The organism is Rhodoferax sp. (assembly GCF_023700745.1).
Classification (GTDB): Bacteria; Pseudomonadota; Gammaproteobacteria; order Burkholderiales; family Burkholderiaceae_C; genus Rhodoferax.
The window spans coordinates 26389-43988 of sequence record NZ_JAMPYG010000022.1; the positions used below are offsets into that span (position 1 = coordinate 26389).

Below are 17600 nucleotides of genomic sequence, written 5' to 3' on the forward strand. Positions count from 1 at the left end.
TTTGAAATCATCATCAAACTCAAACCAGCACGCGCTCAATGCCGCCGTCATTGGCGACCTTGACGTAATCCGGCATCCATTGTTCGCCCAGTATCTGCCTGGCCATCTCCACCACAATGTAATCGGCTTCCATCAGTCCGTTTTGCAAATCCTCTCCGAAACGGCTCAGACCCTGCAGGCAGGCCGGGCAGGAGGTCAGCATCTTGATATTGTCCTTGGCGCCGACACCGGGAATTTGGCGCAACTGCGCTTCGCCCTTGAGAACTTCTTCTTCCTTGCGAAAACGCACCTGGGTCGAGACGTCAGGACGATTCAGCGCCAGCGTGCCCGACTCGCCACAGCAACGCTCGGACTGGATCACATTGTCACCGAGCAGGGCTTTGACGGTCTTGAGCGGCTCCTGCAGTTTCATCGGGCTGTGGCAGGGATCGTGAAACAGGAAGGCCCCGGCGTTGGCCAGCGTAATGCCTTTTTCCAGCAGGTACTCATGGATGTCGATGATCCGGCTCCCAGGAAAAATCTCTTCGAATTTGTAACCTTGCAACTGGTCATAACAGGTGCCGCAACTCACCACCACGGTCTTGATGTCGAGGTAGTTCAGCGTGTTGGCAACCCGGTGGAACAGCACGCGGTTGTCGGTGATCATTTTCTCGGCTTTGTCGAACAGGCCTGAGCCGCGTTGCGGGTAACCACAGCACAGATAACCCGGTGGCAGCACGGTTTGCACGCCGGCGTGCCACAGCATGGCTTGTGTGGCCAAGCCCACCTGGCTGAACAGGCGCTCAGAACCGCAGCCCGGGAAGTAGAAAACCGCCTCGGTCTCGGATGATGTGGTTTTCGGGTTGCGGATGATCGGTACGTAATCCTTGTCTTCGATGTCGAGCAGGGCGCGGGCTGTCTTTTTGGGCAGACCGCCGGGCAGCTTTTTGTTGATGAAGTGAATCACCTGCTCCTTGATCGGTGCCGTACCCAGCGTGGCCGGTGGTGCCTTGGTCTGCTTGCGGCCCATCACTTTCAGCACATCCGCAGTCAGGCGCTGCGCCTTGATGGCCACATTGACCATCACCGAGCGCGCCATTTTGATGGTCTCGGGGTTGGTGGCGTTGAGCATGAACATGGCTGCCGCACCGGCGGGCCTGAAGGTTTTTTTGCCCATCTTGCGCAGCAGATTGCGCATGTTCATCGAAACGTCGCCAAAGTCGATGTTGACCGGGCACGGGCTCAGGCACTTGTGGCACACGGTGCAGTGGTCGGCCACGTCTTCAAACTCCTGCCAGTGCTTGATGCTGACGCCACGGCGCGTTTGTTCTTCATACAAAAAGGCTTCCACCAGCAGGGAGGTGGCAAGAATCTTGTTGCGTGGGCTGTACAGCAAATTGGCGCGCGGCACATGGGTGGAACACACCGGTTTGCATTTGCCGCAGCGCAGGCAGTCTTTCACGCTGTCGGCAATGGCGCCAATGTCGGACTGCTGCATGATCAAGGACTCATGCCCCATCAGGCCAAAGCTGGGCGTGTAGGCGTTGGTCAGGTCGGCATAAAGGCTGTCTGACGTCGGCTCGGCGCGCAGCAACTTGCCCTTGTTGAAGCGGCCCTCGGGGTCGACTTTGGCCTTGTAGTCGGTGAACGGCTGCAGTTCGGCGTCGCTCAAGAACTCCAACTTGGTAATGCCGATACCGTGTTCGCCCGAAATCACGCCGTCCAGGCTGCGCGCCAGCGTCATGATGCGTTTGACCGCGCCGTGGGCCGCTTGCAGCATTTCATAATCATCGCTGTTGACCGGAATGTTGGTGTGCACATTGCCGTCACCGGCATGCATGTGCAACGCCACCCAGACGCGGCCCTTGAGCACGCGCTGGTGGATGGCATTGCATTCCTTCAGAATCGCCTCAAAGGCCACGCCACTGAAAATTTGCTGCAGTGGCTGGCGGATTTGTGTCTTCCAGCTGGCGCGCAGGGAATGGTCCTGCAGCTGGGAGAACATGGGCTCGACATCGCGCAGCCAGCCCGACCAAAGCGTTTTCACCTCGTCAAGCAACGCCAGTGCCTGTGCCACGCGGTCTTCCAGCAGTTCGGCGGCGCTGATCTCGCTGGCATCGTCGTGTCGCCCCACAGGCAAATGACCCTGGGTGAGGAAATCCCGCAAGGCATCGCACAGCGCCAGTTTGTTGCGCAAGCTCAGCTCGATGTTGATACGCTCAATGCCGTCGGTGTACTCGGCCATGCGCGGCAGGGGAATCACCACGTCTTCGTTGATCTTGAAGGCATTGGTATGCCTGCTGATGGCCGCCGTGCGTTTGCGGTCGAGCCAGAATTTCTTGCGTGCCTCGGGACTGATGGCAATAAAACCCTCGCCGCTGCGCGAGTTGGCAATGCGCACCACCTCACTGGTGACGCGTGCCACCTCGTCGGCGTCATTGCCCGCAATGTCACCAAACAGCACCATCTTGGGTACGCCACCGCCACTCAAGGCAGCGCCGCGCTTGCTCTTGGTGGTATAGCCCACCGCTTTCAGATAACGGTCGTCCAGATGCTCCAGTCCGGCCAGCACCACACCCGAGCGCTGCTGCTCGGCAAACATGAAATCCTTGATCTCGACGATACTGGGCACGGCGTCCTTGGCATTGCCAAAAAACTCCAGGCAAACGGTGCGCGTGTGTTGGGGCATCCGGTGCACCACCCAGCGCGCGCTGGTGATCAGGCCGTCACAACCTTCTTTCTGGATGCCCGGCAGGCCACTGAGGAACTTGTCGGTCACATCCTTGCCAAGGCCTTCCTTGCGAAAGGACTTACCGGCAATGTCCAGCCGCTCAGAGCGCAGCGGCGTTTTGCCGTCGGCCTTGAAATACTGCAACTCAAAGCTGGCCACGTCCACATCATGGATCTTGCCCATGTTGTGGTTGATTCGGGTCACCTCCAGCCACTCAGCCTGCGGTGTCACCATACGCCAGCTGGCCAGGTTGTCGAGCGAGGTGCCCCACAACACGGCTTTTTTTCCGCCTGCGTTCATGGCGATGTTGCCACCGATACACGAGGCATCGGCCGATGTCGGGTCGACCGCAAAAATAAAACCGGCGCGCTCGGCGGCATGGGCCACACGGCTGGTGACCACACCGGCCTCGGTCCAGACCGTGCCGACCTCATGGTCAAGCCCTGGCAGCATGCGCATTTCGACTTCGGTCATGGCCTCCAGCTTTTCGGTGTTGATCACCACACTCTTCCAGGTCAGCGGGATCGCGCCACCGGTGTAGCCGGTGCCGCCGCCACGCGGGATGATGGTCAAACCGAGCTCGATACAGCCCTTGACCAGATGCGCCATTTCGGCTTCGGAGTCTGGCGTCAGCACCACAAACGGGTACTCCACGCGCCAGTCGGTGGCATCGGTCACATGGCTGACACGGCTCAGTCCGTCGAACTTGATGTTGTCCCTGGCCGTCAGCCTGGCCAGCACCTTTTGAGCCTGACGGCGCAAACTGGCGGTTTCAACAAAGTGGGCATCAAAGGCTTGAACCGCCTGGCGCGCCACGTCGAGCAACTGCCCGACCAGCGCATCGCGTTCGGGATCATCGGCGGGCTTGCGGCGCTTTTCAATTTCACCCAGACGGTGTTGCAAAGCCTGCACCAGCAGCACACGGCGCTTCGGGTTGTCGAGCAGGTCATCCTGCAAATAGGGATTGCGCTGCACCACCCAGATGTCGCCCAGCACTTCGTACAACATGCGCGCCGAGCGGCCGGTACGTCGTTCATCGCGCAACTTGTTCAACCAAGCCCAGGCCGGTGCACCGAGCAGGCGAATGACGATCTCGCGGTCTGAAAACGAGGTGTAGTTGTAGGGAATTTCGCGGATGCGTTCGGGCTCATGCGGCGCAGTTGCGCCGGCAGGTAGCAAGGACTTAAGCTGAATGGGAGCGTTCATCGGATAGTTTGGTAACAGCCATCGCGGGCGTTGGCACCCTGTCGCAGGCACGCTCAAGCTGGGCAGGCGATGTTACCGCAGCGCAGCATTGCCCTACTGAGGTGATGGCAACCGGGGGCAAACGCCCAAAACGCACCAGAACCGGGCGTCAGCAATCGATCAACTCAGGCATTGTTATTGCTTCACAGCCATCACCTAACTCACTTTGCACCAACGTGGCCAAATCTCCAATCCAGGATTACCTTCAGGCTTTACACGCCCGTTTCAGTGGCCTGACGTCCGGCAAGGTGGCCGATTACATTCCAGAGCTGAGTCTGGCTGACCCCGGGTGGTTTGGCATTTGCATCGCCACCCAGGACGGTCATGTCTATGAGGTGGGCGACTGCAGCCAGCCTTTCACCATCCAGTCCGTCTCCAAACCGCTGACTTACGGGCGGGCGCTTGAACAGCATGGCGAAGCCGCGGTGCTTGAAAAAATTGGCGTCGAACCCTCCGGTGACGCGTTCAATGCCATCAGCCTGCACCCCCAAAGCGGCACGCCGCTCAATCCACTCATCAATGCGGGCGCCATTGCCGCCTGCAGCCTGGTTCCCGGCGACAGCATGGAGGACAAGACCGCGACCATTCTGGAAACCTTCTCCCGTTATGCCGGCCGCCAACTTGACATTGACCACAAGGTCTATCGGTCAGAAAGTGAAACCGGGCACCGCAACCGCGCCATCGGCTGGATGTTGCGTAATTTTTCGGTTATTGAAAATGATCCCACTGCCACCCTGGAGACCTATTTTCAGCAGTGCTCAATCCGCGTCACCTGTCGCGATCTGGCCATCATGGGCGCCACCCTCGCCAACGGCGGCGTCAACACCCTCACTGGCCAGCGTGCCGTTCCTGAAAAATTCGTTGCCAACGTCCTTTCCGTGATGGCCACCTGCGGCATGTACGACGCCTCAGGCGACTGGCTTTACCGTACCGGGCTGCCCGCCAAAAGCGGTGTCGGTGGGGGCATCATGGCCGTGCAACCGGGTCGCCTGGGGATTGCCGTCTTCTCACCCAGACTCGATCAGCAAGGCAACAGCGTTCGCGGGCTCGCCGTGTGCCATGCCTTGACGGCCGATCTGGGCCTGCACATGTTTGATGCATCGCAGCGGGCCATCCCGGCCATCCGCAGGGCCACCATGCGGCGTTCGGTCAAATCCAACCAGCGCCGCACGCAACAGGCCAATGACTACCTCTTGAACGTTGGCAAAAAATTGCGTGTTTTCCATCTGCATGGCGCGCTGACCTTCGCTTCCATTGAGTCAGTTGTCCGAGTCCTGCCGGGGGCAGCCAGACCCCTTTGGCTGAATGTGATCTGTTTCTTGGACTCAGCACAGAAGAGTTGGCTTTGGTCGATCAGTTGCTGGCCTCCCGAACGTATGCCCAAGGTCAAACCATCATTACCGCCGGCCAGGCCTCGAACGAACTGTTTGTCTTGACAGCAGGCTCCGCCATGGTCAGCATCTCTACCCAGGAAGGGGTCGCGCGACTCGATGCCTTCTCCTCGGGCGCAACCTTTGGCGAGGTGGCTTTTCTGGACCGTTCACCACGCTCGGCAAACGTCACGGCGCTGAATACGGTGACCTGCCGGGTGCTGACCCGCGAAGCCTTTGACCAGCTCGATACCCAGGCTCCCACCATCAAAATCCGTTTGCTCAGCAATCTGGCCAGCAGGCTGACCACCATGCTGCGCCAGAACGGCCGTGAACTCGCCGCCCTGAAATAGCACGCATTCATGTTCAAATGTCGCCACCCTGAACAGTAAAAACAGGCTGTTGGGTTTGAACAAAGGAGCTGCTTGGCATGCCGATCGATACGATCCATCGCATGAATCACTGGTTTGGCCATGCCTTCAAGGGCTTGTCAGTGCATGTACCTCCCGCCAGAGTGCAGAAATTGGCCATGCTGGTGCACCAGTGCATGGAAGCAAAAACGCGGACTTACCACACCGCTTTCCATGTTCTTGGCTTGTGCGAAAGCATGCAACCGATCCAGATCCTGGCTGCACTTTTTCATGACGTGGTGTTCTACCAGGCTGACGGAGGGATCCCGACCTGCGTGTCCGCCTTGCTGGAAGATGTGACACGCCCTGAACTAGGCTTCTTGCGGCTGCTGGAAATTGCGCCCGACGACCAGGCGATTGCCCTCTGCGTTGATATTTTTGGTTTTCATCCAGGACAACGTCTGTCACCGCGCCATGGCATGAATGAATTTCTGAGCGCCGTGGTCGCCGCTCGGCTGCTGCAAGCGCATTTGAGCCATTTGCAGTTGATGGCCGTAGTGGCCTGCATTGAATTGACCATCCCTTTTCGTGCTCCCGACGCCAAAGGCAACAGCGCAGCGCAAAGACTGGCCCAGCGTGTTCAGGCGCGTTGTACCAGCACGGCATTGGTCAAGACCACGATAACAAACGCGGTCGACATCGCCAATCGGGACGTGACCGGCTTCATCGAGGCAGCCCCTGAGTACTGCTTGATAAACTCCATGTTGCTGGTCGAAGAATCCATGATGCCGCGGACCGTTTCTGGCGAAAGGTCCCTGCTGGCATACCGCAAGGCCCTGCTGGCCATGGACATTTTCTTAAGTCAGCTCAACCCCGCCTGGGTAGGTCAAAGCTATGAAAACCACCCCACCGCCGAAGCCGTCATACAGATGCAGGTGACGGCCCGACAAAACATTGCGTTTGTACGTGACTACCTGACGGCCGTGCTAAGCACTGTGGCCATCATTGAGGCGTTGACGCGAAGCACGGGTACCGTCTGGACCATGGCCCTGTTTCTGGACAGCATGCGCTGCGCAGAGGGTGATCAGTTCCCCGCCCCCCCTAACGAACCCATCCTCCATGCCGATTTGCGCCAGTTGCTCAAACACGGACTGGCACCTGAGGGAAATCCTGGCCTGGACGCATTGCCCCTCACCGCCTGCGTCTATGGTTTTCTGGGTCAGGTGGCCACCCAGCAAGTCCGGCAACAGGCGCAGCAGATGTTTGATGGCCTTTTGAAGCCACTTGCATTTTTGCAAATGCTGGACTACGACATGGTCAGCGCCATCATCTGCAAAATGGCAAAAATTGATATGTCACGCCAGGAGCAGCTTTTGACGCTGGAACGCAAGCTGCATGCCGTCAGCATGCCTGTTTAGTCCCGGGGGCATGGCAAGGCCATGCCTCACCATTGACCGTCTTCCCGCCAGATAACTTTTCTCTTGAAACGGGTTTTTTTAATTTTTTTGTAAAAAAGTGTGTTTATTGTTATAAGTAGGCCTTTACAGGAAGAGATAAAAATGAAAACCACCATCCACCACTATCTGACTGCAGGCGTTTTGTTAATACTCACTGGGATCATGCAGCTGTCACATGCCCAGGCCGAGAAAGTCGGAGCGGTCAAAACCGTGAGTGGAGACGCCTGGGTCATTACGGGAGGGCAAAGCGTCAAAGCCCAAGTTGGCACCGACGTCCTTCTCGGAAGCCAGCTCAAGACCGCCAAAGCCGCCAGCATGGGGGTGACCTTCAAGGACAACACCTTGATGTCGTTTGGGCCCGACACTGAATTAACGGTGGATGAATACCTGTTTGCACCGGCACAGGGCCAGTTCAAACTGGGCGCCAGGCTGGACAAGGGCAGCCTGAACTACCTCTCCGGTGTGATCGCCAAGCTCAAACCTGACGCGGTCTCAGTCAAAACGCCCACCGGCACCATTGGTGTGCGGGGCACGCAATTCCTGGTCAACGTGCAAGCACCTGCACCGAATAATTGATTTTCACCAATCAAACCATTATTTTCAGGGGCTCGCATGACTCTAAATACAAAATTGACAGGCCTGATGCTGGCCCTGGTGACCGTTTGGGGCGCCCAGGCACAAGCCCTTCCAGAAACACTCGTGCAGGCAGCGCGCCAGGCGGTACTGACCAACCCTGATGTACAGGCGCGCTGGAATGGTTTCAAGGCTGCCAGCAACGAACAGGACATCACACGCGCTGGGTTTCTGCCCCAGCTTGATGTACAAGCTTCGGCAGGCAGGGAAAGTCGCAAAAACCCAGCGACTGATTACGGCAAATACAGTGTCAAATCATCCGGGATCACGCTGAACCAGATGCTATTTGACGGCATGTTGACCGCCAGCGAGGCAAAACGCCTTGGCTATGCCAAACTGACGCGTTACTACGAACTGGCCGAAATTTCCGAAACCACCGCCATGGAGGCAATTCGCGCCTACATTGACGTGACACGCTACCGCGAACTGGTCGATGCCGCCACGCAAAATTACGTCGAACACAAACAGGCGGCACAACTGGTCGAAGAGCGTTCTTCTTCCGGCGTAAGCCGCGGCGCTGATGTCGAGCAGGCCAACGGCCGCTTCGCACTGGCAGAATCCAGCCTGCTGACCGAGCTGACCAACCTGCATGACGCCAGTGCACGCTACCTGCGGATCATTGGAGAAAAGCCCCCCGCCAGTCTGCCAGGCCTGCCTGAACCTTTCACGCTGGGCAAGATGCCCAGCTCCACTGACGCCTTGCTGCAGGAAGGATTGCCAACCAGTCCGACCTTGAACGCCGCTTTGGAAAACGCCCGAGCCTACCAACAGGCGACTGCATCGCGGCAAGCCGCCTTCATGCCGCGACTGGACTTTCGTGCCTATCAAAACCGCGACAAGAACCTGGATGGCATCAGGGGCAATACCAAAGTCAGTGGCATGGAGCTGGCGCTGAACTACAACCTTTATCGTGGTGGTTCCGACGGCGCCCGAAAAAACCAGGCAGTAGACCAACAGGCGCAGGCACGTGACCTGCAGGACAAGGCCTGCCGCGATGTACGCCAGACCCTGACCATTGCCTACAGTGACATGCTCCGCCTGAACGAGCAACTGCGCTACATGGACCAGCACCGCCTGTCGACAGAAAAATCGCGCGAGGCTTATCGCCAGCAGTTTGACATCGGCCAGCGTACCTTGCTGGATGTGCTGGACAGCCAAAGTGAATATTTCGAGGCCACCCGTTCCTACATCAACGCCCGTCACAACCAGGCTGCTGCGCAGGCGCGCACGCTGGCTAGCATGGGCCAACTGGTGACAGCACTGGGGGTGAAACGCGCCGACGTACCTACAGCAGAAGCGGTCGGACAGGACCGCGGCCGCATGGAAACAACGGACTTGTGCGCGTTTGAAGTGACCGAGGTGGACAGCGTTGACGCCATCAAGGCCAGGTTTGCCACCCCAGCTGGACCCGGCTCCTACGTTGTCTTGATCCCGAGTCCTGACGGCAGCATTGGACGGATCACCTTGCAAAGCAAACAGGGCGAGCAGGTGCTGACCCAATCGGGGCAGGCCGTACCCCTGGCTGGCGGCGCAAGCTTTGAGGTGGACAAGAAAAAAATGCAGCAGGATTTTGGCGCGGCAATGGCGGCCCGGCCGCCAGTTCCTGAACAGTTTGTGCTGTACTTCCTCCGGGGGGGTACGCGACTTACCCAAGAGTCCAGGGCCTTGTTGCCAAAAATGCTGGCGCGTGCCAAAGAACGCAAGATGCTCGATGTCTGGCTGGTTGGTCACACCGACACTGTTGGCAATACCAAGCGCAACGAAGCACTGGGGCTCAAACGCGCCCAGGCCATTGCCAAACAGTTTCAGAAGCTGGGTTTGAAAGACAGCACCATGACCATCGAATCCTATGGCGAGCGCAGTCCACAGGTTGCGACCCCGGACGAAACCAACGAGCCACGTAACCGTCGCGGTGAAGTGACTTTGCGCTAACCCCCCCCGGTGCGCTTGCTTGCTACTTATCTGACATCACGATCAAGTCGCCAGTCTGATTCTCTTGCAGTCGCTGCAAGTGCAGCCGGACCAGCGGGTCTTCGGGTCGCTCCCGGGCCAGTTGCTCAAACGCGACCCGGGCTGCCACCGGGTCTTGTGTGAGCAGCGCGTAGGCGGCTGCATATTGCGGATCATCCAAAGACGCGCCAGGAACGTCCAGTCCATTGTGAATAGGCTGATACACCATCAGGGGTTCCGTCTTGCCCTTGAGCACCAGTCGACCCACAGGGCGGGTAACAACGCCGGTACAGCCTGACAAGGTGTTTTCAGAGACACACATGCGCGTGCCAAGATGCTTGTTGACACTTTCCAGGCGCGACGCGGTGTTGATCGTATCGCCGAGGGCACGGTAGTCAAACATGTGCGAACCACCAAAATTGCCGACAATGACGGTTCCCGAATGCACCCCGATGCGGGTCTGGCCAAAAGCAAGTCCCCTGGCCCTTATGTCATCGGCATAACGCGAGGCAAAACGCTGCATGGCAATGGCGCAGTTCAACGCGCGCTGGCGGTGGTCGGACTGCTGCACGGGTGCCGAAAACATGATCACCACGGCATCCCCAATGATGCGCTCCAGCGTGCCATTGAAGGAAAACGCAATGCTGATCATTTGGTCCAGGTACGCGTTCAGCAGTGCGATCACATCACCCGGATCGATCTTTTCCATCAGACTGGTAAAACCTGCCAGATCAGTAAATACAAAGCTGCACTCCTGGCGTTTCCCGCCAAGTTCCAGTTGATCGGGGTGCTCCACAATGTATGACACCAGATTGGGCGACACATAGCGCGAAAAGGCCTCACGAACAAAGCGCTGGCGGCGTTCGGTTGAAAGATGGTGCATCACACTGGACAGCGAAAAGGCAATGAAAATGCCCAGGGCAGGTGTGACCGGGTCAAGCAGCAAGCGGTGATCGATAAAGGCCAGCCAACCAGCCCAGATGACGCCGCCGATCACCAGCAAGGCGACAAGGGCAGAGGCCAGCGCGCCCGTCACCAGTGCCAGCGTGCCAAGCGCCAGGCCACCAATGACGATGGTCATGGCTTCGATCGAATTGGCCCAGGCCGGGCGATAGAGGTAACTGTCTGTGAGCACCTGTTCGAGCAATTGCGCATGCGCCTCAACCCCTGGCATGACACCACCAAGCGGGCTGAAACGCAGGTCCATCAGGCCCTGGGCAGATGTGCCCACCAGCAGCAGGGTTCCCTGCAAATCGGCATCCGGGATTTCTCCCGCCAGAATTTTCCAGGCCGGGATGGTGCGCTCCTTGACCGGTCCGGTAAAGTGAACCCAGGCCTCGCCCGCAGCGGTGGTGGGCACGGCAAACTGGCCAATCTTCACCTCGGTCATGCCAACACCCGGGGTTTCGGAGGTGCGCAGCACGTAGTTTTGTGCCCCCTGCCCCACCCGCAGCACCTCCGCCACCAGCGAAGGCACCAGGGTGTCGCCTAAGCGCAACAGCAGCGGCACGCGGCGTACCACGCCATCGTTGTCAGGCACAAACGTCAACACGCCGTTGCCTGCGGCGGCCTCACTCAACAGCGGCAAGGACGGTACCGCCCTGCTAAAGACATGGGCAAAGGGCAAGGCCGACTCGCCCATGTTCACAAAACGGTATTTCTGGGCCGGCAAGTCCAGCCCGATGCCTTCACGCTCGACGGACAAACCCAGCACCACGCCACCAGGTTCAAGCGCAGCGGCAAACAGATCATCATGATCCGGCAGGCCGGCAATACTGTGCCGGGCTGGGGCAGGCAGGTTCCAGATATTGAGCATGGCCTTGGGCGAGGTCCGGTCGGGTTCGGCAAACAATACGTCGAAGCCCACCGCCGCCACCCCGGCCTTGCGCATGCGTTCCACCAACTCTGCAATCCGGCTGCGGGGCCAGGGCCACTGACCGACTTTGGCCAGGCTCTCCTCATCAATGTCAATGATCCTGACCGGTGCCGGCTGATAGACGCGCGGGTGAACTCTTTGGTATTGGTCAAACACCGCTTGACGCAAGGTTTGCATCAAGGGCGGGTCAATCAGCAGAAGGGCGGCACCGATACCGACCGCCAACACTGGCATCAGTATGTTCAAGCTCAAATGAAACCAGCGACGCATTGTGTGGTCCTTCATACGGCTGAAAGAATAAACGCGGATCAAGCGCTGTCATGCCGCTGCTCTGTTCGAGTTTCAGACAGAATGGTAGGCCGTGTAGGACTTGAACCTACGACCAAAGGATTATGAGTCCTCTGCTCTAACCAACTGAGCTAACGGCCCGACCGAGCTGCGGATTGTAATGGGCTACTTGTGGTGACTCAGCGCGTTGCTGACCAATTTGGACCGGATGCCCAAGTTTCATCGTCGTGCCTTTGAAACGGACCTCAATAGCTATAAACGCCCTGCCCGGTCTTGCGCCCAAGCCGGCCGGCCGCCACCATCTCCTTGAGCAGCGGACAAGGACGGTACTTGCTGTCGTTGAATTCGGCCATGTAAACATCCATCACGGCCAGACAAACATCCAGGCCGATCATGTCGGCCAGCGCCAGCGGACCAATCGGCTGATTGCAGCCCAGCTTCATGCCGGCATCAATGTCCCCGGGCGTCGCCAAACCTTCAGCCAGCACAAAAAACGCCTCGTTGATCATGGGAATCAAGATGCGGTTGACCACAAAGCCCGGAGCGTTCTTCACCGTGATCGGCGACTTGCCCAACGATTTGGCCATGGCATGCACCGTGTCGTGCGTGGCGTTGCTGGTCTGCAACCCACGGATCAGCTCAACCAGCGCCATCATCGGCACCGGATTGAAGAAGTGCATGCCGATGAAGCGGTCGGCCCGGCCGGTCACCGCTGCCAGCTTGGTGATCGAGATTGACGAGGTGTTGGTCGCCAGGATGACTTCGGGCGCCAGCAAGGCATCGAGCTGCTTGACGATCTTAACTTTGAGTTCGTAATTTTCGGTGGCAGCCTCGATCACCAACTGCGCCGCTTTCAGATCCTCATAACGGGTGCTGCCCTTGATGCGCGCCAGCGCGGCCGCTTTGTCGTCCGCCGTGATCTTTTCCTTTTTCAGCAAGCGATCCAGGCTGCCCGAGACGGTCGCCAGGCCCTTGGCCACGGCCTGCTCCGAAATGTCAACCATGATCACCTGGATGCTCGCCACGGCGCACGCCTGCGCAATGCCGTTGCCCATGGTGCCGGCGCCAACAATACCAACTGTTGTAATGTTCACTGCAAATACTCCTTGAAAATCGATTTGTCAAAAAAAGTTAAAGCATCTTGTTGGAGCGGCGCCAGATGCCCATTGCCTCGGCATCCTTGATCAGCTGCTCGCGGAAGTCGGGGTGCGCAATATCGATCAGCGCCTCGGCGCGCTGCCAGGTCGACTTCGACTTCATCTGGGCCACGCCGAACTCGGTCACCACGTAGTGCACGATCGAACGTGGGCAGGTGACGATGGTGCCGGGCGACAGCGTTGGCACAACCCGCGAGCCAATCGAGCCGTCCTTCTTCTTGTAGGTCGAGTTGATGCAGATCAGGCCCTTGCCCCCCTCGGATTTGAAGGCGCCCAGGATGAAGTCCAACTGACCCCCAGTTCCTGAGATTTGCCGTATCCCCGCAGCCTCGCTGGCGACCTGGGTAAACAGGTCGATCTCGATCGCGTTGTTGATCGCCACCACCTTCGGGTTCTGACCGATGACACAGGGGTCGTTGGTGTAGGTTGCCGGGAAGATCGCTGCCGCCGGATTGTTGTCGAGGAAATCGTAAAGCTTTTGCGAGCCCATTGCGAAGGTGTAGACCATCTTGCCGCGATCGATCGACTTGCGCTTGCCGGTGATACGCCCGGCCTCGTACATGTCCACATACGAGTCGGCCAGCATCTCGGTGTGCACCCCCAGGTCCTTCAGTCCGCTGTGCGCAATCATCGAGCCCACGATGTTGGGCAGCGCGCCAATGCCGAGTTGGATGGTCGAGCCGTCCTCAATCAGGTCCATCACATGGCCGGCGATGATGCGGTCGGTCTCGCTGGTCTTGGACTCTGGCAACTGGACCAGCGGGCTGTTGGGTCCCTCGATGATCATGTCGACCTTGGAGATATGGATCGAATCGTCGAGTCCGCCGAGGCAGCGCGGCGTGTTCGTGTTGACTTCAAGCACCACCTTCTTGGCTTTGCGGCAGTACGCTGGCGACATCGAGCAACTGGTCGAGAAATTGAAAAACCCATGCGCGTCCATCGGCGTGACCTGTACCACGACAAGGTCAGGTTCCTGATACAGCTCAACGCCACGCCCACCCTGGTGGTAACACAGAGGGATATAGCTGGCCAGCCCCTGCTCGGCCATCTTGCGCCCGAGCCCGGAGAAATGCCAGTCGTCCCAGATGAAGGATTCGCGGGTCGGATCGGCCTCGACGCACTTCAAGGGTTTGACACGGGTCGTGGTGACCAGGTTGACGTCCTTGAACTCGTTCTTGCGCAATGCCAATGCCGCGTCGAAGGCTTCCACAGTCTGCACGAATTCACCCATGAAGACGACGTCGCCCGAGTTCACCAGTCTGGCGGCTTGTTCGGCGCTAACGAGCTTTTGCCGATATTGATCCTGTAGACGTGTTGTCATGACCTAACCTTTGCAATAGAAGTTGCTTTATCAAAAATAAGAATGCGACAGGATGGCACTGCGAAAATTGCGGCCATCCTGCCCTTGATCTGACTCATACCTTGGCCGGCCCCTTGCGTATGAAGCCCATGGGCGCGCCCAGCGGCAGTATGACCCGACCGAAAAAGCTGTTCAGAAATACCGCGCCGGCACAGTAGAAGCCCAGCACGGCAACAGCCAACTCAGCCCAGGCGGCCACATCGCCAAAGAACACCGGATTGATGCCAAAGATCGAGAACGCCAGGGAAGGCAGCAAAATGTTGATGCAAATCAGGATGGCGCCGAACACCTTGTTCGCCTCAAAGGCGGCAACCATGATGAACAGCGAAAAGATGAAGTAGCCGATGCAGGCGAACCCGAACTGCCTTGGATCGGCCTTGCTCGGATCGACCGGGCCGAACCAGCCCAGGCTGATGGCCCAGTGCATGGCCACCGAGATCCAGAACAGACCGTAGGCCCCGAGCACGACCGCACCGAAATAATTGTTCTTCTTGAAGTCGATGGTCGATGCCCAGATCTGGGCGATCGAACCCAAAAACAGCGTCCAGGGAATCAGATAGGTCACGCCATTGGTCCAGTGCATCTTGGCCGAAGCCGCCACGAACGTGACCATGGACAAACCAAAAACGCCCAGGGCGGTGGGATCGGACATGACGATCTTGGTTTCGGTAACGGGTTGCTGCTGCATACTTGTCCTTCTGTTATTTTTGAGGGTGAATGGGCGTCTTAGCCTTAGAACATGTCGGCAGATATGCTGTTGACGGTGTTGCCGGACAGCACCACCGCCGTGGCCATGGCCGAGGTTTTGGGCAAAATGGCCTCGGCATAAAAACGTGCGGTGGCCAGCTTGGCGTCATAGAAGGCAGGGTCCGAGTCATGAAGATCCAGCGCAAGCATCATGGCGCGTGCCATTTGCCAGCCGCCAAGCACGATACCGGCCAACTGAAGATAAGTCACCGCCCCGCAATAGACCGACTTGGTTTGTGTCTTGGCATGGCCGACCACATAGTCAACGCTGCGCTCCAGCGCCAGTCGTCCGGCCTCAAGCGCCGCGCCCATCACAGCACAAGCAGGGTGATTGCGTGCTGCCAGATCCTGCTCGGTCAAGGCGATCTGCGCGCACAAGGCTTTGGCCACGGCGCCCTTGTCGCGAACCGTCTTGCGACCCACCAGATCATTGGCTTGAATCGCCGTCGTGCCCTCATAGATCGGCAGGATACGGGCATCACGGTAGTGCTGCGCAGCCCCGGTTTCCTCAATAAAACCCATGCCGCCGTGCACCTGGACCCCAAGGCTCGTCACTTCGAGTGACATCTCGGTCGAATAACCTTTGACGATTGGCACCAGGTATTCGTAGACCGCCTGGTTCTGCCGGCGCACCTCTTCATCGGGGCTGTGGTGGGCCACATCGCACAGGGCGGCTGCCACATAGGCCAGAGCCCGCGCGCCTTCGGTGGTGGCACGCATGGTCAGCAGCATGCGTTTGACATCGGGGTGATGGATGATCGCCACCGGGCCTGGCGAGCCGGCCAGATCGCGGCACTGGACCCGGTCATTGGCGTAGGTCACGGCCAACTGGTACGCGCGGTCGGCCACCGAAATGCCCTGCATGCCCACGGCAAACCGCGCAGCGTTCATCATGATGAACATGTATTCCAGGCCACGATTGGCCTCACCCACCAGTTCACCGATGGCACCACCCTGGTCACCAAATTGCAATACCGCAGTCGGACTGGCCTTGATACCCAGTTTGTGCTCGATCGACACGCACCATGCGTCATTGCGCTTGCCCAACGAGCCGTCGGCGTTGACCAGGAATTTGGGCACCACAAACAGCGAGATACCTTTGACGCCTTCGGGCGCATCGGGCAAGCGCGCCAGCACCAGGTGCACAATGTTCTCGGCCATGTCATGTTCACCGTAGGTGATAAAGATCTTGGTGCCGAAGACCTTGTACGTGCCATCGGGCTGGGGCTCGGCGCGGGTGCGCACCGCGGCCAAGTCGCTACCGGCCTGCGGCTCGGTCAGGTTCATGGTGCCGGTCCATTCACCTGAGACCAGCTTGGCGACGTACTTGCTGCGCAAGTCGTCGCTGGCCGCAGTCAACATCGCTTCGATGGCACCGTCGGTCAACATCGGACACAAGGCAAACGACAAACTGGCGGCGTGCAGCATCTCGGTGCAAGCGGTGGCAATCAGCTTAGGCAAACCCTGGCCACCGTATTCGGTAGGATGGACCACACCCTGCCAGCCACCGCTGGTGTATTGGGCATAGGCCTCTTTGAAACCTGGCGTGGTGGTCACCACGCCGTCCTTGAACGACGACGGCGTCTTGTCACCTTCCCAATTCAGCGGCGCCACCACGGATTCGCAGAACTTGGCTGACTCTTCCAGAACAGCTTGTGCCGTCTCGATGCCGTAATCCTCGAAGCCCGGCAGTTGGGTGACGTTTTGGAGTCCTGCCAGTTTGTCCATGACAAACAGCATGTCTTTGACGGGTGCGCGATAACTCATGTGATGCTCCTAAAAATAATTGAATGAATGAATCTGGATCGAAAAACCGTGCTACGCCAGGAACTGGCGCAATTCGCAAACTAGTTGGGGTCAGAGCACGTCGCTGCGCGAGTGGTCTGACCCGCAAGGTATCAAAGCGCGGCCGTCAACTCAGGCAAGGCCACAAACAGATCGGCCTCCAGCCCGTAGTCGGCCACACTGAAGATCGGTGCCTCGGGATCCTTGTTGATGGCCACGATCACCTTGGAGTCCTTCATGCCCGCCAGGTGCTGGATGGCCCCACTGATGCCCGCTGCAATGTAGAGCTGGGGCGCCACGATCTTGCCGGTCTGGCCCACTTGCAGGTCATTGGCGGCATAACCCGCGTCAACCGCAGCACGGCTGGCACCAATGGCCGCACCCAGCTTGTCGGCCAGCGGGGTCAGCAGTTCGGCAAACTTCTCCGCCGAACCCAGCGCCCGGCCACCGGCGACGATGACTTTGGCGGCGGTCAGCTCGGGGCGGTCGTTCCTGGCGATCTCCGAGCCCAGGTAAGTGGTGTTGCCGGCAACTGCCAGCGCGGGCACACTTTCAATGGCCGCTGCACCCCCTTGTGCGGCGGCGTCAAAGCCGGTGGTGCGCACCGTCAGCACCTTGATGGCGTCTGTGCTTTGCACCGTGGCAATGGCGTTGCCGGCATAAATGGGGCGC

12 protein-coding genes and 1 tRNA gene are annotated in these 17600 nt (G+C 58.7%); 5 read left to right on the forward strand and 8 right to left on the reverse strand.

What is annotated here, in order from left to right; genetic code table 11:
• Positions 1-19: 19 nt before the first annotated feature.
• Positions 20-3916: an FAD/FMN-binding oxidoreductase gene (locus tag NDJ10_RS14020; protein ID WP_296163377.1), complete on the reverse strand. Its 3897-nt coding sequence runs from the start codon at positions 3914-3916 to the stop codon at positions 20-22.
• 215 nt (positions 3917-4131) lie between these two features.
• Between NDJ10_RS14020 and glsA the strand changes: the two genes are divergently transcribed.
• The 5 genes from glsA to NDJ10_RS14045 all read left to right on the forward strand — a co-directional run bounded on the left by glsA (position 4132) and on the right by NDJ10_RS14045 (position 9697).
• Complete coding sequence (gene glsA, locus NDJ10_RS14025) at positions 4132-5391, forward strand: glutaminase A (protein ID WP_296163379.1); 1260 nt, start codon at positions 4132-4134, stop codon at positions 5389-5391.
• The gene (locus NDJ10_RS14030; protein WP_296163404.1) at positions 5313-5678 is read left to right on the forward strand and encodes a cyclic nucleotide-binding domain-containing protein; all 366 of its coding nucleotides are present in this window, start codon (positions 5313-5315) and stop codon (positions 5676-5678) included. The genes glsA and NDJ10_RS14030 overlap by 79 nt, the downstream gene beginning before the upstream one ends.
• A gap of 77 nt (positions 5679-5755) precedes the next feature.
• Positions 5756-7093 (forward strand): hypothetical protein, encoded by a 1338-nt coding sequence (locus NDJ10_RS14035; protein WP_296163382.1) that lies wholly within the window; start codon positions 5756-5758, stop codon positions 7091-7093.
• Positions 7094-7234: 141 nt separating this feature from the next.
• On the forward strand, positions 7235-7708 hold the full coding sequence (locus NDJ10_RS14040; protein ID WP_296163383.1) for a FecR domain-containing protein: 474 nt from the start codon (positions 7235-7237) through the stop codon (positions 7706-7708).
• Positions 7709-7744: 36 nt separating this feature from the next.
• The gene (locus NDJ10_RS14045; protein WP_296163385.1) at positions 7745-9697 is read left to right on the forward strand and encodes a TolC family outer membrane protein; all 1953 of its coding nucleotides are present in this window, start codon (positions 7745-7747) and stop codon (positions 9695-9697) included.
• Between the two features lie 22 nt (positions 9698-9719).
• Here NDJ10_RS14045 and NDJ10_RS14050 read toward each other — a convergent pair whose 3' ends face one another.
• From NDJ10_RS14050 to NDJ10_RS14080, 7 genes are all read right to left on the reverse strand, one after another.
• Entirely contained in the window at positions 9720-11861 is a 2142-nt protein-coding gene (locus tag NDJ10_RS14050) for an adenylate/guanylate cyclase domain-containing protein (RefSeq protein WP_296163387.1), read from the reverse strand.
• 82 nt (positions 11862-11943) lie between these two features.
• Positions 11944-12020 (reverse strand) — tRNA-Ile (locus tag NDJ10_RS14055).
• 104 nt (positions 12021-12124) lie between these two features.
• On the reverse strand, positions 12125-12973 hold the full coding sequence (locus NDJ10_RS14060; RefSeq protein WP_296163389.1) for a 3-hydroxybutyryl-CoA dehydrogenase: 849 nt from the start codon (positions 12971-12973) through the stop codon (positions 12125-12127).
• 37 nt (positions 12974-13010) lie between these two features.
• Complete coding sequence (locus NDJ10_RS14065) at positions 13011-14357, reverse strand: acetyl-CoA hydrolase/transferase C-terminal domain-containing protein (protein ID WP_296163392.1); 1347 nt, start codon at positions 14355-14357, stop codon at positions 13011-13013.
• 94 nt (positions 14358-14451) lie between these two features.
• On the reverse strand, positions 14452-15084 hold the full coding sequence (locus NDJ10_RS14070) for an acetate uptake transporter (protein ID WP_296163395.1): 633 nt from the start codon (positions 15082-15084) through the stop codon (positions 14452-14454).
• Positions 15085-15128: 44 nt separating this feature from the next.
• A complete protein-coding gene (locus tag NDJ10_RS14075) occupies positions 15129-16910 on the reverse strand; it encodes an acyl-CoA dehydrogenase (protein WP_296163396.1) in 1782 nt (593 codons plus the stop codon).
• Between the two features lie 131 nt (positions 16911-17041).
• The coding region (locus NDJ10_RS14080) for an FAD-binding protein (protein ID WP_296163398.1) at positions 17042-17600 on the reverse strand (559 nt) is incomplete at its 5' end.

What these genes read in the sequence shown, in the direction of transcription:
- NDJ10_RS14050 (WP_296163387.1), bottom strand. Translation starts at nt 11,861, where the DNA reads ATGCGTCGCTGGTTTCATTTGAGCTTGAACATACTGATGCCAGTGTTG.
- NDJ10_RS14040 (WP_296163383.1), top strand. Translation starts at nt 7,235, where the DNA reads ATGAAAACCACCATCCACCACTATCTGACTGCAGGCGTTTTGTTAATA.
- NDJ10_RS14020 (WP_296163377.1), bottom strand. Translation starts at nt 3,916, where the DNA reads ATGAACGCTCCCATTCAGCTTAAGTCCTTGCTACCTGCCGGCGCAACT.
- NDJ10_RS14070 (WP_296163395.1), bottom strand. Translation starts at nt 15,084, where the DNA reads ATGCAGCAGCAACCCGTTACCGAAACCAAGATCGTCATGTCCGATCCC.
- NDJ10_RS14045 (WP_296163385.1), top strand. Translation starts at nt 7,745, where the DNA reads ATGACTCTAAATACAAAATTGACAGGCCTGATGCTGGCCCTGGTGACC.
- NDJ10_RS14035 (WP_296163382.1), top strand. Translation starts at nt 5,756, where the DNA reads ATGCCGATCGATACGATCCATCGCATGAATCACTGGTTTGGCCATGCC.
- NDJ10_RS14065 (WP_296163392.1), bottom strand. Translation starts at nt 14,357, where the DNA reads ATGACAACACGTCTACAGGATCAATATCGGCAAAAGCTCGTTAGCGCC.
- NDJ10_RS14075 (WP_296163396.1), bottom strand. Translation starts at nt 16,910, where the DNA reads ATGAGTTATCGCGCACCCGTCAAAGACATGCTGTTTGTCATGGACAAA.